Here is a 19,237-nt window from a genome sequence, read left to right on the forward strand (position 1 = left end):
GCCCATCGGCATCTACCGGGGCCAGATGCGAGCGTCCCCTCAGTGATTGGGTGCGCACTGCGGGAGACAACACGGTCTGCAAGAATCCGTGAGCATGGGTGAGACACATGCGGGACTCGTTGTCTGGGATGTCGACGGAACACTGATCCCCGCGGACTTGCGCTGGCTACGGCGGGCCGTGGCCAGCACATACGGCCTTGAGGAGTCCGCCGTCGTTTTCCCCACTTCGCGCGTGCACGGCTACACCGACGAATCGATCGTCGTCGACACCGCCATCGCCTCCGGGGTCGCCGAAGAAGTGGCAGAAGAAGGATTCAGCCGCTACCCGGACGTACTGATGGATGTCATGTCGCACGGTGAGGCGGAACTAGCCCGTGACCAGGCCGCCTACCCCGGTGCGGCTCGTACCATCACAGCCTTGGCAGAGCACGGATACGTTCAGACCGCGCTCACCGGGAACCTGCGGGTCTCAGCCGAATTCAAACTTTCGGTCGCGGGCCTCGATGCACACCTCGACCTCGATATCGGCGCTTTCGGCTCGGACGCGCGAGACAGGTTCAACCTGCCCGCCTTCGTTGCCGACCGATTCCGAGCAAGGTTCGGGTACCCGCTCGACCCGGCACGAACGGTCATCATCGGCGATGCACCGAACGACATCGCGACCGCTCGCTATGCGGGATTCGGCGTTGTCGCTGTAGCGCACCGACTGACATCCGAAGAGTTGTCGGAGCACTCACCCGATGCGATTGTCGACCGACTGGAGCCCGATGCGGTTTTGCAGGCGATCCGAGTGACTATGGGGTCGATCAGTAGCCGTTGATGCTGTCGACCCGTTCCCGCATCGCGAGGACGGGCCGCTCATCGTGCCAAGGAGCCATCCGTTCGATAGCTCTTTGCGCGCGTTCGAGTCCGCGATGGTTGCCCATGGTCGCTAGCGCGTTGTATGTGTCGCCGAGAATTCGGCAGCCCTCTTCCAGTTCGCCGGACAGCGCGTAGGCGCTGGCGAGGTCTACCCGCGCGGCGAGATCGACGTTGGGGCTGTCCCCTTCGGGCGTGGTTAGCGCTTCGGTGAGTGCCGCAATCGCGCGCTTCGGTTGGCCGAGGAGGAGTTGGCACGTGCCGACATAGACCTGAATGCGGGTGGTGTTCCAGTCGCTGAACAACCCCGCACGATCGTTCTCATCGATGTCCTCGGCAGCACGCTGGGCACGAACTAGCGCTTCCTCGCATTCCTCCCGCAGTTCTAGCACCGCATAGGCTTGCGCTTGCTCAGCCCCGATCCGCGCTCGCGCGGCGGGTGGCAGAAGATCGGAGACGTTGGCGGCCTCCTTCAGTATTCGGAGCCCGATAACCACGTCACCATCCGAGCTGATCAACGTTGCCGCATCGGACCGCAGGTTGCTCTCGAATATGCGCGCGATCCCACCCATCGTCTTGTCTTGCAACTGGTCTGCGAGCTTTCGGGCGAATGCGCAGTGTGTGAGTGCCATCGATCTGTCGCCGATGGCGCTCCAAACCCGGCTCGCCACAACCGATGTTTCCCCAAGAAGCGCGCCCGCGCGCTGCTTGCTGCGATCGTCGGTCGCAGCACGGAACAGGGCGGCTACCGCATCTCGATGAGCTTCGATCGGTCCGATCAGAGCATCAGGGGCGATGCTCTGACGCTGGCCAGCCAATAGATTGGTGAGCGCCGCGAAACTCCCGAGGGACCTTTCCGATACAGCGCGCGATCGCATCAGCGATGTGGCCGAACCGAATTCGAACGCCCGGTCCGAACCCAACTCGGCAGCGATGAGGACCGGCAATCGAGCCGAGCCTGCCGAATCAGATTCCGGCTCGGCCGCAACCGGATCCGATCGTCGGCGGGATTGGTATCTAAGGCTTTTCGCTTCGGCGCGGATGGCAACGAGGTCACCGTTCGCGCCGACTGCGGTGTCAATCGCGGCGATCAGTTCCTGAGACGGCAGATTGGCGTCTTCCCATTCCGTCATTGAGACGTATTGACGTGTGTAACCTGTCGCGGTAGCGAGTCCGCGCTGACTGAGGCCCGCATCAAGGCGTCGGCGTTTGATCTCCCGCGCAAGGTGATTCGCGATGTCGCCCGGCGTCCGCTCGGATTCGGTCGTCGGATCTGTCATGAGTGCCCCTCTGCTTGCGGGTCGGTTCGGGCCTACCGCGAAGGTATGGCAAATCGCATGCCCCACGATTTGCCACCTTTCCGACCAGTGTAGGTAGCCCGTTTCCTGGATGTGGGTAACGGGATGACCCGGCCCGGATCGAGCGGAGACCAAACGATGGCAACCACTGTTCGACGCGGCGTTTCCCCAGCGGACGCGGCACCAGCGCGCCCCACCGATGGGGCTCCCACAAGGCCGACCGACGACCGGATTCATGAGGCCGCCTTCGCCGAGAATCCTCGCCCGATCGCCGAGCTGATCCGATGACAACCAGCCTGGAAGCCGATGTTCTCGCCATCCTCCGACCCGGCGGGATGCTGACCGCCGACACCATCGCACTCAACTTGAACGCACCGAAATGGCGTGTGGTGCGTGTCTTGCACGCATTGCGGGACAACGGAGATGCCTTCCAGAACCGGCGAGCGGAGTGGCAGATCACGGCCGGACAGCGCCGCCCAGCAAGGCAGGGCGTGCGATGACACACCTCATCCCAGTCACCCTCGAACACACTCTTGCCGACCTCACCCGAGCGCTCGACGCCATGCGCGAAGCCGGTTTCATCACCACCACGCCCGCGACACCCACGTTCGACGCGCCCGAGTCGTCCGACCCCGTTACCGGGTCGCTCGAGGAGTTCTCATGACCCAGGCAAGCCCACCCACCACCGCCTACACCGAAACCCCCCGATCGCGGTGCGAGTTCTACCGCCGCACATGCTCGCTACCCACGGTGATCGACCCGGCAACCGGGCGGATCACGATGAAGGCCGGGATGGTCGGCGCGGTGATGATGCCCACCGACCTCGCCCGACGCGTCAAAAACGACCTCGACGTTCGAGGGGTCACGCCGCTGCCGATCATCGGCCACCCCCGAGCCGACATGTGGACGTTTTTGGTTCGCTCCGATATCAAGCCGATCCGTGAGCCCGAGAACGTGGCCCGGTTGTGGGAAGCGCGAGTGGTGGTGATCCGTGAAGGCGATATCGCGTTGCCGTCCCCGGTCCCGGACCCGCTGATGGTCCGCACGTGGGTATCCCCGGCGATCAGCGCGTTTCGGCCATCAGGGTCGGTGGTCGTTCACTGCGCCCTCGGGCTCTTGCGAGGGCGAAACCTGCGATGAATCACGGCGGTCGCTCACCCTGCCCCGACGAACCCGACATCCACCTCACAATCCAATTAACCAGTGTGCGAATGGATTTCGTTGCCTGCCTCACGGCGGCACTGGTGTTCGTCTGCGAGGTGACCGCCCGCCGACCCGGCACCGTCGTAGTAAATCCCAGCCACTGCGCGGGCCTTTCGAGGCTGCCAAACGAACGGCTTTACCTCCAGCCCTGACCGTGAACACCGCATGGTCCCCGACCAACCGAATGCCCTCGATGTGATGCGTCCCGGTCGGCCTCCCAGTGCCCCCGGCCCGCTGTGCGAGGGCGGCCCCGGAATCGTTTCCCGACGATTTCCGGGGCACCAAACTTCCTTCTCGACCAACCGGATAAACGGAGACAACCTCGCAGTGACCGCCCATGCCCGCAAACCCTGGACTGCCAACCAACGCGCGATCCTAGAAGCGATGCGCGACGGCGAACCCCAGTGGGCCGAACGCCTCTACCAACAGCTCGGAATGCCACGCCGCAACAGCGTCTCGCAAGCCTTCGCCTGGTTCCTCCGACACGGCTACCTCACCCAGGACCGCAGCGAGACCGGATACGTCGTCCTCGGCACCAACCGCACCGACCGTAAACACGTACTCACCGAAAAAGGCCGCCAAGCCGCCAACAACCTCGACGCCGGACATGAACCTCTAGACCACTAATCCCTTTGCACCACAAAGCTTTACGCCGCCCGCCAGGAGCGCGGTCGCGACGCCAAAAGACCACCTGAATACCTCGAACCACACCGGCGACCCCCGAGCCGCGCCGGTTCGAGGGTGGGGAAACGCTCCCGGAGGCCGCCCAACCGGCCTCCGGGAGCACCCACACCACCCACTGACCAGCACACTGGAAGGCCCCGACCAACTCCCACACCGTGCGCCCCTCGCCACGGGCACCGGAGTTGGTCGGGGGCCTTCCGTCGCAGATGCGGCAGGAGCCCCGACTATGACCACCCGCCCACCGAACCTGATCGACCCGTACCAGCCCACCCCCGCACGCCTACACAGTGTGTTCCTCGGCGGGAAAGACCACTACGAACCCGACGAGGCACTAGCCGAGGCCCTGTCGAGCAGCACGATCAGGCCCGCGCTCACCGAATCCCGCCGCTTCACCCGACGCGCGGTCGAATACCTGTCCGACCATCACGGGGTGTCCCAGTTCGTCGAACTCGGGTGCGGCCTGCCCCACGCCCCGAACATCCACGACATCGCCGAACAACGCAGCGACACCGCGCGGACGTTGTATGTCGACTCCGACATCCTCGTGGCTACTCATGGTCGGGCGATGCTGCACGAACCGCCCCGGTTCTTCACCGATACCGACTTCACCGACACCGCCGCGATCCTGAGCGATATCACCACGGTGATGAACATGTCGGCACCGTTGGCGGTGTGTGTGTCGGGCACCGCGGAATGGATCAGCGACGCCCCCGCCGTGCTCGCGGCGTTGACCGACCGGCTCCCGGCCGGGACATGGCTGGTGCTCACCCACGTCACCGACGAGTTCTACCCCCAGCACATCCGAGCCGCCGCCGAAACCCTGCGTCGAGCTGGCATCCCGTATCACCCACGCGGACGAGACGAGATCACGGCCATGCTCGCCCAGTACCAACTCCTCCAACCCGGTCCGATCGCCCCGCACCGGTGGGCACCCACCCCCAACGACGACAACGACGGCGGTGACGGGGATGTAGTCCGGCAGGTGTCGGCTACCGCGCCCCGCCATCGCGCGGCGTGGGATCTGAGCGCCTACGCAGCGATCGGCCAACGGTGCCGGACCTGATCCGATCCCGGCGATCAGGCCGGACCGGCGGCGAGCATGATCGTGACGCACAAACGATCTCGGCCCGCACGGCGCTCAGTCCCAAACACCCGGCACCACAGTGAAATCGAAAGGTTGGAACACATGATCCCCATGACCCTCGCCGAGATCGCACACGCGGTCAGCGGTCGGCTCGACAAGGTCACCGACGACCAAGTCACCGTCACCGCGCCGACCGCGTTCGACTCCCGCCAGGTCGAGGACGGCGGACTGTTCGCCGCGCTGGGCGGCAACCGCGTCGACGGACACGACTACGCAAACGAAGCAATAGAAAAAGGTGCGGTCGCGGTTCTAGCCTCCCGACCGACCGGCACCCCGGCGATCATCGTTGACGACGTGGTGACCGCGATGAGCGATCTAGCCCACGCTGTCTCTACCCGCTACACCGGCCGGGTTCTCGCAATCACCGGGTCGGCAGGCAAAACCTCCACCAAAGATCTACTCACCCAGATCCTGGCCCGCCACGGCAGCGTCGTCGCCACCCAACGGTCGTTCAACAACGAGATCGGGTTCCCACACACAGTTCTGCGAGTCCAGGCCGACACCGACTTCCTCGTGTTGGAAATGGGTGCGCGCGGGCTCGGTCACATCAGTCACCTCGCCGCCATCGCCCGCCCACAGATCGGCGCGGTTCTGGGGATCGGCTCGGCCCACATCGGCGAGTTCGGCAGCCGTGAGGCGATCGCGGTCGCCAAACGCGAACTCGTCGAAGCGCTCGACGCCACAGGTATCGCGGTCCTCAACACCGATGACCCACTAGTCGCCGCGATGGCCGAGCACACCCGCGCCAAAGTCCTGCGATTCGGAACCGGTGCCGACGCCGATGTGCGCGCCACCGACATTACCCTCGACGCCAGCGCCCGCGCCCAGTTCACCCTGCGCCACGGTGACAACGCCGCGCCGGTCATCCTCGGCGTGGTCGGTGAACATCACCTGACCAACGCGCTCGCCGCAGCCGCGCTGGCATTGAGCGTCGGTGTCGAATTCGTCACTATCGCTGAAGGTCTCGACGGCGCGGGGTTGGTGTCGGGCAGCCGGATGGAGGTCACCGAACGCCCTGACGGGGTCACGGTGATCAACGATGCGTTCAACGCCTCCCCGGAAAGTGTCGAAGCCGCCTTGCGGTCGCTGGCCACGATCGCCGCCACCTCCCGGCCCACCATCGCGGTTCTGGGGGAGATGCGCGAACTCGGCGACACCGCACCGGCGCTGCACGCAACGATCGGACGGCGCGTCGCGGATCTGGGCATCGGCACCCTGATCACCGTCGGCGGCCATCACGCCGAACTCATGGCCACCGCCGCCCGCGACGCGGGCTCCGCACAGGTAACCCACGTCGAAACCAAAGACCAAGTACTGGACCTGCTCACCGAAGGTCTGCGGGGCCGTGACGTCGTCCTGATCAAGGGTGCTAACTCCGCTGGTCTGTTCGAGACCGCCGCAGCGCTCGCCACCGGTCATTGACCAGAAGAGACGAAACATCATGAGAAGCAAAGACATCGTGGCACTGGCCCGAGCGGCCTGCGCCCAGGCCCAGGTCCCGGCTGCTCGGATCGACCCGATTCGGTTGCGTGACAATGCCATGCTGCGCACCGACACCGCGACCATCATCCGCGTCCATCAGCGCGGGGAACTCGCGACGGCGGTCCGGGAGCTCCGCGCGGCGGACTGGCTGCGTTCCCACCACGTTCGCGCACCCGAACCACTGGTGCCCGACCCGGTCATGGTTGCTGAACGTCCTGTGACCTTTTGGGAAGACCTCGGATCGGGCGGTCCGGCCGAGGCTGCCGAGACCGGGGTGATGCTCGCACGACTGCACACCCTTCGGGTACCCAGCCACCTCGGACTACCGCGCTTCACCCTGCCCGACTTCACCGACCGTATCGACCAATGCCTCACCGACGACAGGGAAAAGGCGTGGCTGCGGGGCTACGCCGAAAACCTCGCGGCACGGTGGGACGCGCTGGAGTGGCCGAGTCCGTGGTGTGTCATCCACGGCGACCCCTCCCCGGCCAACACCATGGCCGCAGCCAGCGGGGGACACGTCGTGGACCTGGAACGCTGTTGCATCGGACCCCCGCAGTGGGACCAAGCCACCGTTGCGTTCCAGTCCGACACCCTCTCGGACCCACCAGCGAGGTGGGAACAGTTTGCCGACGCCTACGGCTCCGATGTCACCGAGTGGGAGGGGTACCCGGTGATCCGCGATGTCCGATCCTTCGAGCTGTGTTTGTTCGCGCTACGTCACGCCGCTGTCTCCGAGCACGCCCGCTACCAGGCGGACTACCGGCTGGCCTGTCTCCGTGGGCACCGGGGCTTGCGTCCATGGATGTGGGTTGCGCCTTGAAACCAGCTGCCGAAGCTTGCACAGGGACGGGATCCACGCGCCCACGACCACATCGAGATCGAGAAGCGGCCGCCGCGCCACTTCGCGGCTTGCCAGCCTCTAAGATCCAGGTCACGAAAGTTCTACGCACGGGCCAGCACACCGATTCGAAGCCATAGACGGGCCCTGGCATCGCCCCACCCTGTAACCTAAGGTAAATATCGAACATATTTTCGAGCACGGCAATCTGACCGCCCTACTTGCCGATTGGACTGAACTAGACCTCGATCCCATCGCCGAGCGCTGCCGTGCCGAAGTAATTTCAGGGACCGCGAAGGAGGCACAGTGGCGGACAAGTCAGGCATCGAGTGGACAGAGGCGACATGGAACCCGGTTACTGGATGCGACCGAGTGTCGGTCGGATGCGACAACTGCTATGCAATGGCATTGGCCAAGCGGCTAAAATCCATGGGCGCGGAAAAATACCAGAACGATGGTGATCCTCGTACTTCAGGGCCGGGGTTTGGGGTGACCATACACCCGTCTGCGCTGGACATCCCCCGACGATGGCGAGCGCCACGCGTAGTATTCGTCAATAGCATGTCCGATCTATTCCATGCACAGGTTCCGATAGAATTCATTCACGACGTGTTCGATGTAATGCGCGAGACACCGCAGCACACATACCAAATCCTGACAAAGAGATCACTTCGATTGAGGCGAATTGCCGAGCGGATAGACTGGCCAGCCAACGTTTGGATGGGTGTATCGGTCGAGAATGCGGACCAGCAAATCCGCATCGATCACCTTAGATCCGTACCTGCCGCAGTGCGGTTTCTTTCCTGCGAGCCGCTCCTAGGCCCGCTCAATAATTTAGATCTCAGGGAAATAGGTTGGGTGATCGCCGGAGGTGAGTCCGGAACTGGCCACCGCCCGATGGATCCGGAATGGGTTCGCGACATCCGCGATGCATGCATGGAAGCCAACGTTCCGTTCTTTTTCAAGCAATGGGGCGGAAGAACACCAAAGTCGAAAGGCCGCGAACTAGATGGACGAAAATGGGACAGCATGCCCGCATTAATCGCGTGATCGAACTATTTGATCTTTAGCTCACAATTCGAGAACACCTAACCTTGTTGCCAACCTGAAGGACCCTGATTAGGCGAAACCTTCAGGCCGGCATCGAGAAGAAGTCCGCTCCTAAAAGTCAAATGTAACAGTCGGCGAGAAACCTCGCTTGCCCGGCGGTCGGAAGACGGTAATTTTTCCCATCTTCTCGAGCTCCGTCAGTGTCGCGATCACATGGGTTTCCCGATATGAGGTTTCAAGAATAACGAACCAGTCGACCTTATCCCTGGTGACTCCACGAGCCCCAGCGAATTTCTCCACTACTGCCGCGCGTAGAGGAGTAAGGTCCGGCGTCGGTTCAAAAAGCACTGCCTCCCCATGCGTCCTATCAGAGAAGCGATAGTTGCCGCCCGGATCGACGCTCCACATCGCAGCCTTCATCCGTTTGACGCCCAATTCACTAGCAGTCGCATGTATCAGGGCGTACGAGACATTTCCGGTCTTGTTAACCATGGAAAACCGCTGTATATACGGGAGTTTTGTTCGACCCCTCAATGATTGCGCATATACTTCCGTAAGGTGCTCGATTCGATTACTGGTGGGATCATAATCCTTTAGGACGTCAGCAACCTCCATGCCGTAGAGTTCCCGCATCGGGGTCTGCTGCTTGTCGCGAGCAATGAATCGCTGAACAAATCCTACCATGAAGTTGATGAAAAGCTCACTCTTGGGCGTGTTTGCAATTTCCGCCAGAAGATCCATTGGGAATTTGGTGTATCCGAATGGGTCTATGAATGCAAACGTCGGCGCAAGCTGCCGATTCTGTTCGCGCACTTGCTCAAAAAGCTCATTCATCTTTTCATCAAAAGACCCATTGATGATCCGCGTCTTAATATTGGCAGGCCAATTAGGAAATTCCGCCTTGAGCGCGTCGAGTTCGACTTCGAGCGCGGCTACATTCTCATTGTCCTTTTCGATAAAAAAGAAGACGAACTCACAATTCGACATTTGCGGCAAGTAACTGTGAGTTAGCAGGCGGCGCAGCGCAATCTGCGGCGAACCTTCACTGCCGTCATCGTAACGTCCTCGACCAGCGAATCCATCGATGTACAGCACCCGGCCGTTCCATTTTGACAGGATCGGAAACCATGCACCGAGGTAGTGCCTAAGGATTTCGTGTTTCGCCGCCGTGTGTGGCTCCATTTTCCAACTTTCCGGCGAACTGTCTTTGCTCAATTACCGCCCCTCACTTTGACAGGATTAATAATAGGAAGCCAACGAATCAAACAAGCAAGAAGCTGAATTCGCTCAGCTACCCGACTCCTCCGAATCCGATTCGGCCATTTCAATCAACATATGCGATATGACACGAACAATCCCCCTGCGCGGCCCCTGACAGCGTCACGCCTCGATCGAGCCCAGCAGGATTCCGCGCAGCGTGTCATCTTCACCCTCCGATGTTTGCTCCCCTTGGCGTTTCCGTTCGCTGACCAAACGATCAGCGAACGAAAACGGACGCTCTACAGACTACCGGTCAGGTAGGGCAGCGCGCACGCCCGGCAGCGCGCACGAGGATGAGAAACGATGGTTAGGTTCCGGCCTCAGAATCTTCGAGACATCTGCCGGGCTACTTCTGCGTTTGTGCCACGATCGGGCGTGCGCCGACAGGCCCAAAAGCACCAGATTGCAGCAGTTCCCCTGGCTAGGTAGTATTAACTAATCCGTTACTGACCGGGGTCAGCGCCGGGTACTACACCCGTCTCGAACAGGATCAGGCCGGCACAGCATCACCGCAGGTCATCGACGCTCTGGCCCGGGTGCTGCAACTCGACCCGGCCGAAACGACCCATCTGCACAACCTGGCGGGCCGGTCCAACGCGCCGCGCCTGGTGCGCGGCGTCCCCGAACAGCCGCACCCACGCACACTCACCCTGCTCACCTCGCTCGGTGACACGATGCCCGCCGTGATCCTCGGCCGCCGTGGCGACGTGCTCGCCTGGAATCGCGCCGGCCACGCCTTGGTCGCCGAACACATCGATTTCACCGCCCCCGAGGACCCGTCGCGCCGCCCCTCGATCCCGCGCATGTTCTTCCTGGACCCACTCACCAGGGACCTCTACCGCAACTGGGCCGACCTCGCCCGCATCCACGTGGCCTACCTCCGCCTCACGGCCGGGCGCTACCCCACCGACGCGAATCTGGCCGAGCTGATCGGTGAGCTCACCATGCGCAGCGACGAATTCGCGCGGCTCTGGGCCACCGGGGACGTCGCCGACTGCACGGTCGGACCGATGGATCTGCAACATCCGACGGTCGGCCGGGTGGACGTCGACTACCAGGTGTGGTTGCAACCCGACAGTCCCGACCACCGGCTCGAGGTCTACACCGCCCGCGACGAACGTTCCGCCGATGCGCTGCGGCTGCTCGGCGGCGTCGGCGCGGCAGCTCAGCGTGTGCTCGCCGAAGGATCGTCAACAGTTGGGCACAAAGAACTCGGCGAAGAGGTTCGACAGGGATAACCGCCTACGACTCGAGGCGTCCGCGTGGCCGAATTCGCCCCTGCCCTTGCTGGTGATCGCAATGGCGATCTGGTGGCCGTCCTCATGAGCCGACAACCCTCACCGGACGATTCGCTTGCCGTCCCCTCATAGGGCGGATCGCTGTCCTGAATCGCCCGCCCGGTCAGCGGTGACGTCGAGTTCGTCGTTGTAGTCGAACACGTGGTCCCAGAGATGGTCGAGGCGCTGTTTGGCTTCGGGCAGCGGAACCGCTGCGATCCGGCCATCGCCCGCGTCGGTGATCAGGTCGAGGGTGCGCAGCTTGCGGACGCCGTCGTCGACGTCGAACTCGACTTCGGTGTCCCAGCGCCGGGCGAACCATTCCTCGACCTGCTGGTCGAGTTCGGGGACGGTGAGGGGGTGTTCGGCGGTGTGCAGGAAGTAGTAGGCGAGTACCGCTTCCTTCACTTCGGATTCTTCGGCAGCACCCAGGAGGTGGTGGAAGACGCTGGCGTCATTGGCCAGGGTGCGGAAATACAGGTGCTCAGAGAGGGCCTTCATGAACTGGATCTTGCGGTTCTTGAACTTGTTGACCTGCCGCATCAGGTAGCCGCCGAAGGCGGCGAAACCCGCCCCCATCGAGATCAGCGTGGTCTGGTCGAGTTCGACCGGGTCGTCGCGCAAACCCACCCAGAAGCCGACCAGCAGGAGCAGCAGCCCCAGTGAGGTGAGCAGTTTGGTAGCGATGACGACGACACCAGAGATCACAGCCGGCACGCCGATCAGCAGCTTGTCCAGTGACCGCATCCGGACCCGCACGTTCGGGTACAGCATTTCCAGGTCGGCGCGTGGCACATTGCGGAACAGTTTCACCATGACCGAGCCGGGCGTGTACTGCTTGTCGCCGGGCGGCACCCCGGCGGTGAAGGCCACGAACACCAGCACCTTGGCGTAGTTGGTGAATTCGACCGTTTTGCGGCGCAGCCCGAACAGCGACTTGACCTCGTGGGTGCGCTCGGATTCGCCCCGGCGGAAGATCAGTACCCGGTCCAGGCCCTCGGTGTCGACCTCCATGCGCACCTTCACGAGCGCATGGTCCTCGAAGGCCCGGTTCAGTTCTTCGTCGCTGACGCGGGTGTAGTTGGCGGCCTCGGCGAGCGCGACGAGCTCCGTTTCCAGCCGCTGCCGGGCCGCAGTCCGCTGCTCCTCGGTGACGGTGTTGACCACCTGCACGTCATCAGCCGGGTCGACCTGGTGATATGCGTCCAGCAAGATCTCGATCCGCCGGTGGAACCGGTGATGCAGCACCGCCGCGAGGATCCGCGCGAACTCCTCGAAAGAGGTGCGTTCGGCCGGCGCCAGCTCTTCGGCGCACATGCCGATGACCGCGTTCTTCCGGAACGGGATGTAGTGCTCGGTGTCCACAGGCAACTCCTCTCGGCGGGTAACCCGCCGCGCCCACCCTAGGGGGTCGGCGGTGCGGTCGAACAGCGCGTGCTCGCCGACTGATCACGGGGTCGGGCATAAACATCTCAGCGGCGAGGTTCGATACCGATAACCCCCCGACAACCCGAGGAGCGCACATGGCCGAATTCGACCCGTACGACCTGCTCGCGAACAGCACATTGGGTGTGCTCGCCACCATCAAAGCCGATGGCCGACCGCAACTGTCCCCGGTGACGCCGTACTACGACCGCGGCGCGGGCATCATCTATGTGTCGATCACCGAGGGCCGCGCCAAGACCGCCAACCTGCGCCGCGACCCCCGCGCGGCCTTCGAAGTCACCGCCGCCGACGGCTGGTCCTGGGCCACCGCCGAAGGAACCGTCACCCTCACCGGGCCCGGCACCGACCCGAACGGGCCCGAAGTGCAGGCCCTGGTCGACTACTACCGGGCCGCGGCGGGCGAACACCCGGATTGGGACGAGTACCGGGAAGTGATGGTCGCCGACCGTCGAGTACTGATGGCACTCACCGTCGAACACATCTACGGCGCCAAGGTTCGCTGAGTCATTCCGTCGCAGAAAGGAATTCATCCACCTCGGGCGCGAAGCGGGCGTGCTTGATCGCACCGAGGTGCGTGGTGTCGGGGTAGATGGTCAGGTGGGCGCCGGGGATGCCGTCGGCGGTGTAGCGGAAGGTGGACTGGTCGTAGAACTCGTCACGTTCGCCGCCGATGACCAGGGTGGGGGCGGTGATGTCGGCGAGGCGGCCGGTGAGGTCGAAGGCGTCCTCGGCGCGGACGAACGCGAGGGTGTCGGCCGGGTTCTTCGGGCGCACCAGCGGATCGGCCAGCCAGGCCAGCGCCCCGACCAGCCGGGCCTTGACCGGGGACTCGATCCCCTGCGTGGCCATATGGTGCAGTGCGCGTTTGCCAGCGGCCGCGGCCGTGGCGTACTTCAGCTGTGAGGCGCGGGCCGACTCCTCGAGGCGGTAGCCGGAAGAAGCGATCACCAGCCTGCGCACCACCGAGGGGTGATCGGCCGCCAATTGCAACGCCACCGACCCACCCGAGGAAATCCCGAGAACGTCCACCGGCACACCGAATTCGGCCCACAACGCTTCGGCATGATCCTTCGCGATGTCGGCCATGGACGTGCCCGCGGCCATTCCCGGCGCCCGATTCACCGCGTACACCCGGTGGTTGCGGGCCAACGGCGCCATCGTCTTGACCTCACTGCTGCGCATCCACCCCCGCGGATTCGCATGATCGGGCGTGAACCACCGCAAGAACACCAACGGCCGCCCCGCCCCGAACGCCGTATACGGCAATCCGTGCGCCAGCACCCCTTCGGTGACCTCGAACCCCTTCACCACAACCACGCCGCCTCCATCCACCCGAACCCCTGACCCCGAACGCTACCCAGCCCACCGCCCACAAGCGATGACCTCGGAGGTCATGAATCCCGCGCCGCCGAGCCGGAAGGTAATCAGCGAACCTCGATGACGGTCTCGCCGGAACCGAGCATCTCGACAATTGTCGGCAAGACCGGCAGTACCGCCGCGAGCAAGGCTTTGCGCGAACAGTTGCCGATCCGGATCCACACCACTGCGGGAACGGTCTGTCCACCTTTCACACGACCGAGCAGGATGAAGTCTTCGTCCTTGGTGACAATCGCGGCGCCTCGGCGTCGGCCTTCGTCCCAGACCTCGTTGTCGGAGGCCGATGTCATATCCAGGTCGCAGACATGCACAGCGTCATGCCCTTCGCCCACGATGGCTCGCGCAAGCGCAGGCGGCAGCTGCGCATCGACAAGGAACTTCAAGAAGCGGTCCGCAGGATCGGATGATCAGCCTCAGCAGCGGCGAATGCAAGACAGGCACGGATGTCTTCGCGTTCCAGGTATGGATAGTCCTCGAGGATCGAGTCTTCGCTCTCACCGTGAGCCAGCAGCTCCAGGACATCCTTCACCCGGATTCGCAGGCCGCGGACACACGGTCTGCCACCGAGCTGGGCGGGGTCGAAGGTGATCCTCGAATCGGTAGACACAGGGCGATTGTATCCGTGGACCCGGACACGCCCACCGGAAACGCGCGCGCCATCGCGCCGTCGGCCGCGAGGGCGCCGAGCGCCTACGAGCCGCTGCCGCCTGATCGGCTGCCCAGTCCGCCGCGCTGGATCACCTTGCCGCTCTTGGTTCTGATCTCCACGTCGCGTGGGCGCAGGGTGCTACCGCCGCTCGGGGGTCGGCCGATTGTGGCGTTGCCGCCGTAGTAGTAGTGGTATTGGGCGTCGCTGCCGAACCTCGATCTGCCGCTGCCGCCGCCTGAACCCACCGAATCGCATTGGCTGTCGGCGACGACGGTTCGGGTGCCGTCGGCGTCGGTGCGCACGCACGACGCCACCACCGGCTCCCGGTCCGGGTTGCTCGTGACGAGATAGCAACCACCCACCAGGGCCGCGATCCCGGCGATCGCGACGAGACCCACTTTCCGGCTGGTGCTCGAGGAATAGTCGGGGCCATCCGCCGCCGCGCGCAACTTGCGCTGACGTTCCTCCCACGCCCGCGTCTCCGCCGCCGTCGCCGGCACCGGATTCGCTTCCCACCGAATGGGCGCGAACCCCTGAAACGGCGTATCCCGGCGCGGCTGATCCCGCGAATCCCCTTGCCCCCCAGCCACCATCGAAACTCCCCCGCTCGCACGACTCCCGCCACCATTCTACGAGGACCTCTTCCACCCGTCACCGGAAAAGTCCGCACAGAAACGCCGAACGGCGCCGCTCCCGCAGGAGCGACGCCGTTACGGTGTCAGTCGGGTCTAGCGACTCACTTGACGATCTTCGTGACGCGACCGGCACCGACGGTGCGGCCACCCTCACGAATCGCGAAGCGCAGGCCCTCGTCCATGGCGACCGGCTGGATCAGCTTGACGGACATCTCGGTGTTGTCACCGGGCATGACCATCTCGGTGCCCTCGGGGAGGGTCACAACGCCCGTCACGTCAGTCGTACGGAAGTAGAACTGCGGACGGTAGTTGTTGAAGAACGGGGTGTGGCGGCCACCCTCGTCCTTCGACAGGATGTAGGCCTGGCCCTCGAACTCCGTGTGGGGAGTCGTGGTGCCCGGCTTGACGACAACCTGGCCACGCTCGACATCTTCGCGCTTGATGCCACGAACCAGCAGACCGACGTTGTCGCCGGCCTGGCCCTGGTCGAGCAGCTTGCGGAACATCTCGATACCGGTGACGGTGGTCTTGGTGCTCTTCTCGCGGATGCCGACGATCTCGACTTCCTCGTTCACGTTGATGATGCCACGCTCGACACGACCGGTGACGACGGTGCCACGACCGGTGATCGTGAAGACGTCCTCAACGGGCATCAGGAACGGAAGCTCGGTCTCACGGACCGGGTCCGGGATCGAGTCGTCGACAGCCTTCATCAGCTCGACGATCGACTCGGACCACTTCTCGTCACCCTCGAGAGCCTTCAGGCCCGAGACGCGCACGACCGGCGCGTCCTCGTCGAATTCCTGCGAGGCCAGCAGTTCGCGGACCTCCATCTCGACGAGCTCGAGGATTTCCTCGTCATCGACCATGTCCGACTTGTTCAGCGCGACCAGGATGTAGGGCACGCCGACCTGACGGGCGAGCAGCACGTGCTCGCGGGTCTGCGGCATCGGGCCATCGGTGGCCGCGACCACCAGGATGGCGCCGTCCATCTGCGCCGCACCGGTGATCATGTTCTTGATGTAGTCCGCGTGACCCGGGGCGTCGACGTGCGCGTAGTGGCGCTTATCGGTCTGGTACTCGACGTGGGAGATGTTGATCGTGATACCACGAGCCTTCTCCTCCGGCGCCTTGTCGATCTGATCGAACGCGAACGCGTCGTTCAGATCCGGGAACTTGTCAGCCAGCACCTTGGTGATCGCTGCAGTCAGCGTGGTCTTGCCGTGGTCGACGTGACCGATGGTGCCGATGTTGACGTGCGGCTTCGTCCGCTCGAACTTCGCCTTCGCCACTTTTGGGTCCTCCTGGACTTGTTGGTGCTTGCATTTGCAGCAGTGCGTGTGTCATCCCCACTGGGGGTGGGGACCGGGGGTACTACATGACGCCCGACACTTGGGGTCCAGTGTGCCACTGGACCCCAAGGGGTTTATTCGCCGGTCGCCTTGGCGATGATCTCCTTGGACACGTTGGCCGGAACCTCAGCGTAGGAGTCGAACACCATGGAGTAGTTCGCGCGACCCTGGGTCTTGGACCGCAGGTCACCGATGTAGCCGAACATCTCCGAGAGCGGAACCAGCGCCTTGACGACACGGGCACCACTGCGTTCCTCCATGGCCTGGATCTGGCCACGGCGGGAGTTCAGGTCGCCGATCACTTCACCCATGTAATCCTCGGGTGTGATGACCTCGACAGCCATGAGCGGCTCGAGGATCACCGGACCGGCCTTGCGGGCCGCTTCCTTGAGGGCCTGCGAACCCGCGATCTTGAACGCCATCTCCGAGGAGTCGACGTCGTGGTACGCACCGTCGAGCAGGATGACCTTCATGTTCACCAGCGGGTAGCCGGCGAGCACGCCGTACTGCATGGCGTCCTGGGCACCCGCGTCGACCGACGGGATGTACTCGCGGGGCACGCGGCCACCGGAGACCTTGTTCTCGAACTCGTAGTGCGCACCGTCCTCGCCGATGAACGGCTCGACCGCGATGATGACCTTCGCGAACTGGCCGGAACCACCGGTCTGCTTCTTGTGCGTGAACTCGAGCTTCTCGACCTTCTTGGTGATCGTCTCGCGGTAGGCCACCTGCGGCTTACCGACGTTCGCCTCGACCTTGAACTCGCGCTTCATGCGGTCGACGAGGATGTCGAGGTGGAGCTCGCCCATGCCGCCGATGACGGTCTGGCCGGTCTCCTGGTCGAGCTTGACCGAGAACGTCGGGTCTTCGCGGGCCAGCTTCTGGATCGCGGTGCCGAGCTTCTCCTGGTCGGACTTGGTCTTGGGCTCGATCGAGACCTCGATGACCGGGTCCGGGAACGTCATCGACTCGAGGACGACCTGGTTCTGCGGGTCGCTGAGGGTGTCACCGGTGGTGGTGTCCTTCAGGCCGATCACGGCGTAGATGTGCCCCGCCGAAGCGTTGGCCACCGGGTTCTCCTTGTTGGAGTGCATCTGGAACAGCTTGCCCAGACGCTCCTTCTTGCCCTTGGTCGAGTTGACGACCTGGGCACCGGAGGCCACCGAACCCGAGTACACCCGGATGTAGGTGAGCTCACCGAAGAACGGGTGCACGGCGATCTTGAACGCCAGCGCCGAGAACGGCGCGTCGGAGCTCGGCTGACGAGTGAGGACCTCGTCCTCCTTGCCGGGCACGTGGCCTTCGACGTTCTCGACGTCCAGCGGGGACGGCAGGTAGTCGACGACCGCGTCGAGCATGGGCTGCACGCCCTTGTTCTTGAACGCCGAACCGCACAGCACCGGGTAGAGCTCGGAGTTGACGGTCATCTTGCGGATGGCGCCCTTGATCTCCTCGATCGAGAGCTCCTCGCCACCGAAGAACTTCTCCAGCAGCGCCTCGTCGGACTCGGCGACGGTCTCGAGCAGCTCCTGGCGGTACTGCTCGGCCTTCTCCGCGAGGTCGGCCGGGATCTCCTGGACCTCGTACTTCTCGCCCAGCTTGGTCTCGCCGGTCCACACCTTGGCGTTCATCTCGACCAGGTCGACGATGCCCTCGAAGGTGTCCTCTGCGCCGATCGGCAGCTGGATGACCAGCGGCTTGGCACCGAGACGGTCCTTGATGGTCTGCACGGTGAAGTAGAAGTCCGCGCCGAGCTTGTCCATCTTGTTGACGAAGCAGATACGCGGCACGTCGTACTTGTCGGCCTGACGCCACACCTGCTCGGACTGCGGCTCGACGCCCTCTTTGCCGTCGAACACGGCCACGGCACCGTCGAGCACACGCAGCGAACGTTCCACCTCGACGGTGAAGTCCACGTGGCCCGGGGTGTCGATGATGTTGATCTGGTGCTTGTCCCAGAAACACGTGACCGCCGCGGAGGTGATCGTGATGCCGCGTTCCTGTTCCTGTTCCATCCAGTCGGTGGTCGAGGCACCGTCGTGGGTTTCACCGATCTTGTAGTTCACACCGGTGTAGAACAGGATTCGTTCGGTGGTGGTGGTCTTGCCCGCGTCGATGTGGGCCATGATGCCGATATTGCGGACCTTGTTCAGGTCGGTGAGCACGTCCTGTGCCACGGATATCTCCCTTTTGAGCGGACGGGTCTGGGACTACCAGCGGTAGTGCGCGAAGGCCCGGTTGGACTCGGCCATCTTGTGGGTGTCCTCGCGACGCTTCACGGCGGCACCGAGGCCGTTGCTCGCGTCGAGGAGCTCGTGGGCGAGACGCTCGATCATCGTCTTCTCACGACGGGCGCGGGAGTAGCTGACCAGCCAGCGCAGCGCCAGGGTGTTGGCGCGGCCCGGACGAACCTCGACCGGCACCTGGTAGGTGGCGCCACCGACACGACGGGGCTTCACCTCGAGGGCGGGCTTGACATTGTCCAGCGCACGCTTGAGGGTGACGACCGGATCGGTGCCGGTCTTCTCGCGCGCCTGCTCGAGTGCGCCGTAGACGATGCGCTCGGCGGTGGACTTCTTGCCGTCCATCAGAATCTTGTTGACCAGCTGAGTGACCAGCGGCGACCCGTAGACCGGGTCGTTGATCAGCGGACGCTTGGGTGCGGGGCCCTTGCGTGGCAT

The 19,237-nt window shown here is 63.7% G+C and carries 21 protein-coding genes; 11 read left to right on the forward strand and 10 right to left on the reverse strand.

Annotated elements, in window-relative coordinates:
- Positions 1-94 precede the first annotated feature (94 nt).
- Positions 95-820 carry an HAD family hydrolase gene (locus tag ACFO5K_RS16650; protein WP_378562915.1) on the forward strand — a complete coding sequence of 242 codons (726 nt, stop codon included), beginning with the start codon at positions 95-97 and terminating at the stop codon, positions 818-820.
- Here the strand turns inward: ACFO5K_RS16650 and ACFO5K_RS16655 are convergent.
- Positions 807-2,138, reverse strand: coding sequence for a helix-turn-helix transcriptional regulator (locus tag ACFO5K_RS16655; RefSeq protein ID WP_378562918.1), 1,332 nt, complete (start codon positions 2,136-2,138; stop codon positions 807-809). The genes ACFO5K_RS16650 and ACFO5K_RS16655 overlap by 14 nt on opposite strands.
- Positions 2,139-2,440: 302 nt before the next feature.
- On the opposite strand from ACFO5K_RS16655, the gene ACFO5K_RS16660 reads away from it, so the two are divergent.
- The 8 genes from ACFO5K_RS16660 to ACFO5K_RS16695 all read left to right on the forward strand — a co-directional run bounded on the left by ACFO5K_RS16660 (position 2,441) and on the right by ACFO5K_RS16695 (position 8,560).
- Complete coding sequence (locus ACFO5K_RS16660; RefSeq protein ID WP_378562921.1) at positions 2,441-2,656, forward strand: hypothetical protein; 216 nt, start codon at positions 2,441-2,443, stop codon at positions 2,654-2,656.
- Positions 2,653-2,820 carry a hypothetical protein gene (locus ACFO5K_RS16665; RefSeq protein WP_378562924.1) on the forward strand — a complete coding sequence of 56 codons (168 nt, stop codon included), beginning with the start codon at positions 2,653-2,655 and terminating at the stop codon, positions 2,818-2,820. Before ACFO5K_RS16660 ends, ACFO5K_RS16665 begins: the two co-directional genes overlap by 4 nt.
- Positions 2,817-3,296 carry a DNA-directed RNA polymerase subunit beta gene (locus ACFO5K_RS16670; protein ID WP_378562927.1) on the forward strand — a complete coding sequence of 160 codons (480 nt, stop codon included), beginning with the start codon at positions 2,817-2,819 and terminating at the stop codon, positions 3,294-3,296. Before ACFO5K_RS16665 ends, ACFO5K_RS16670 begins: the two co-directional genes overlap by 4 nt.
- Positions 3,297-3,743: 447 nt before the next feature.
- Positions 3,744-3,986 (forward strand): hypothetical protein, encoded by a 243-nt coding sequence (locus ACFO5K_RS16675; RefSeq protein ID WP_378562930.1) that lies wholly within the window; start codon positions 3,744-3,746, stop codon positions 3,984-3,986.
- A gap of 283 nt (positions 3,987-4,269) precedes the next feature.
- A complete protein-coding gene (locus ACFO5K_RS16680; protein ID WP_378562933.1) occupies positions 4,270-5,106 on the forward strand; it encodes an SAM-dependent methyltransferase in 837 nt (278 codons plus the stop codon).
- Between the two features lie 123 nt (positions 5,107-5,229).
- Positions 5,230-6,609 carry a UDP-N-acetylmuramoyl-tripeptide--D-alanyl-D-alanine ligase gene (locus tag ACFO5K_RS16685; RefSeq protein WP_378562936.1) on the forward strand — a complete coding sequence of 460 codons (1,380 nt, stop codon included), beginning with the start codon at positions 5,230-5,232 and terminating at the stop codon, positions 6,607-6,609.
- 19 nt (positions 6,610-6,628) lie between these two features.
- The gene (locus tag ACFO5K_RS16690; RefSeq protein ID WP_378562939.1) at positions 6,629-7,492 is read left to right on the forward strand and encodes a phosphotransferase enzyme family protein; all 864 of its coding nucleotides are present in this window, start codon (positions 6,629-6,631) and stop codon (positions 7,490-7,492) included.
- A gap of 324 nt (positions 7,493-7,816) precedes the next feature.
- A complete protein-coding gene (locus tag ACFO5K_RS16695) occupies positions 7,817-8,560 on the forward strand; it encodes a DUF5131 family protein (protein ID WP_378562942.1) in 744 nt (247 codons plus the stop codon).
- Between the two features lie 111 nt (positions 8,561-8,671).
- On the opposite strand, the gene ACFO5K_RS16700 is transcribed toward ACFO5K_RS16695, so the two are convergent.
- Positions 8,672-9,775, reverse strand: a complete 1,104-nt coding sequence (locus tag ACFO5K_RS16700) for a three-Cys-motif partner protein TcmP (RefSeq protein ID WP_378562945.1) — start codon at positions 9,773-9,775, stop codon at positions 8,672-8,674.
- 491 nt (positions 9,776-10,266) lie between these two features.
- On the opposite strand from ACFO5K_RS16700, the gene ACFO5K_RS16705 reads away from it, so the two are divergent.
- Entirely contained in the window at positions 10,267-11,058 is a 792-nt protein-coding gene (locus ACFO5K_RS16705) for a helix-turn-helix transcriptional regulator (RefSeq protein WP_378563910.1), read from the forward strand.
- A gap of 126 nt (positions 11,059-11,184) precedes the next feature.
- On the opposite strand, the gene ACFO5K_RS16710 is transcribed toward ACFO5K_RS16705, so the two are convergent.
- Positions 11,185-12,462 (reverse strand): TMEM143 family protein, encoded by a 1,278-nt coding sequence (locus tag ACFO5K_RS16710; protein ID WP_378562948.1) that lies wholly within the window; start codon positions 12,460-12,462, stop codon positions 11,185-11,187.
- Between the two features lie 158 nt (positions 12,463-12,620).
- On the opposite strand from ACFO5K_RS16710, the gene ACFO5K_RS16715 reads away from it, so the two are divergent.
- The gene (locus ACFO5K_RS16715; protein ID WP_378562951.1) at positions 12,621-13,046 is read left to right on the forward strand and encodes a PPOX class F420-dependent oxidoreductase; all 426 of its coding nucleotides are present in this window, start codon (positions 12,621-12,623) and stop codon (positions 13,044-13,046) included.
- Position 13,047: 1 nt separating this feature from the next.
- On the opposite strand, the gene ACFO5K_RS16720 is transcribed toward ACFO5K_RS16715, so the two are convergent.
- The 7 genes from ACFO5K_RS16720 to rpsG all read right to left on the reverse strand — a co-directional run bounded on the left by ACFO5K_RS16720 (position 13,048) and on the right by rpsG (position 19,237).
- The gene (locus ACFO5K_RS16720; RefSeq protein ID WP_378562954.1) at positions 13,048-13,860 is read right to left on the reverse strand and encodes an alpha/beta fold hydrolase; all 813 of its coding nucleotides are present in this window, start codon (positions 13,858-13,860) and stop codon (positions 13,048-13,050) included.
- Positions 13,861-13,967: 107 nt separating this feature from the next.
- Positions 13,968-14,303 carry a DUF5615 family PIN-like protein gene (locus ACFO5K_RS16725; RefSeq protein WP_378562957.1) on the reverse strand — a complete coding sequence of 112 codons (336 nt, stop codon included), beginning with the start codon at positions 14,301-14,303 and terminating at the stop codon, positions 13,968-13,970.
- Positions 14,300-14,527, reverse strand: a complete 228-nt coding sequence (locus ACFO5K_RS16730) for a DUF433 domain-containing protein (protein ID WP_378562960.1) — start codon at positions 14,525-14,527, stop codon at positions 14,300-14,302. Before ACFO5K_RS16730 ends, ACFO5K_RS16725 begins: the two co-directional genes overlap by 4 nt.
- An 83-nt stretch (positions 14,528-14,610) precedes the next feature.
- On the reverse strand, positions 14,611-15,069 hold the full coding sequence (locus tag ACFO5K_RS16735; RefSeq protein ID WP_378562963.1) for a hypothetical protein: 459 nt from the start codon (positions 15,067-15,069) through the stop codon (positions 14,611-14,613).
- A gap of 236 nt (positions 15,070-15,305) precedes the next feature.
- The gene (tuf, locus tag ACFO5K_RS16740; RefSeq protein ID WP_378562966.1) at positions 15,306-16,496 is read right to left on the reverse strand and encodes an elongation factor Tu; all 1,191 of its coding nucleotides are present in this window, start codon (positions 16,494-16,496) and stop codon (positions 15,306-15,308) included.
- Between the two features lie 134 nt (positions 16,497-16,630).
- Positions 16,631-18,733, reverse strand: coding sequence for an elongation factor G (fusA, locus tag ACFO5K_RS16745; RefSeq protein WP_378562969.1), 2,103 nt, complete (start codon positions 18,731-18,733; stop codon positions 16,631-16,633).
- A 33-nt stretch (positions 18,734-18,766) separates the two neighbouring features.
- Positions 18,767-19,237 (reverse strand): 30S ribosomal protein S7, encoded by a 471-nt coding sequence (rpsG, locus tag ACFO5K_RS16750; protein WP_378562972.1) that lies wholly within the window; start codon positions 19,235-19,237, stop codon positions 18,767-18,769.

This window comes from Nocardia halotolerans, assembly GCF_042650145.1.
GTDB lineage: Bacteria > Actinomycetota > Actinomycetes > Mycobacteriales > Mycobacteriaceae > Nocardia > Nocardia halotolerans.

Coding starts and splice junctions, on each gene's coding strand:
- ACFO5K_RS16650 (WP_378562915.1), top strand. CDS start 95: ATGGGTGAGACACATGCGGGACTCGTTGTCTGGGATGTCGACGGAACA.
- ACFO5K_RS16655 (WP_378562918.1), bottom strand. CDS start 2,138: ATGACAGATCCGACGACCGAATCCGAGCGGACGCCGGGCGACATCGCG.
- ACFO5K_RS16660 (WP_378562921.1), top strand. CDS start 2,441: ATGACAACCAGCCTGGAAGCCGATGTTCTCGCCATCCTCCGACCCGGC.
- ACFO5K_RS16665 (WP_378562924.1), top strand. CDS start 2,653: ATGACACACCTCATCCCAGTCACCCTCGAACACACTCTTGCCGACCTC.
- ACFO5K_RS16670 (WP_378562927.1), top strand. CDS start 2,817: ATGACCCAGGCAAGCCCACCCACCACCGCCTACACCGAAACCCCCCGA.
- ACFO5K_RS16675 (WP_378562930.1), top strand. CDS start 3,744: ATGCGCGACGGCGAACCCCAGTGGGCCGAACGCCTCTACCAACAGCTC.
- ACFO5K_RS16680 (WP_378562933.1), top strand. CDS start 4,270: ATGACCACCCGCCCACCGAACCTGATCGACCCGTACCAGCCCACCCCC.
- ACFO5K_RS16685 (WP_378562936.1), top strand. CDS start 5,230: ATGATCCCCATGACCCTCGCCGAGATCGCACACGCGGTCAGCGGTCGG.
- ACFO5K_RS16690 (WP_378562939.1), top strand. CDS start 6,629: ATGAGAAGCAAAGACATCGTGGCACTGGCCCGAGCGGCCTGCGCCCAG.
- ACFO5K_RS16715 (WP_378562951.1), top strand. CDS start 12,621: ATGGCCGAATTCGACCCGTACGACCTGCTCGCGAACAGCACATTGGGT.
- rpsG (WP_378562972.1), bottom strand. CDS start 19,237: ATGCCACGCAAGGGCCCCGCACCCAAGCGTCCGCTGATCAACGACCCG.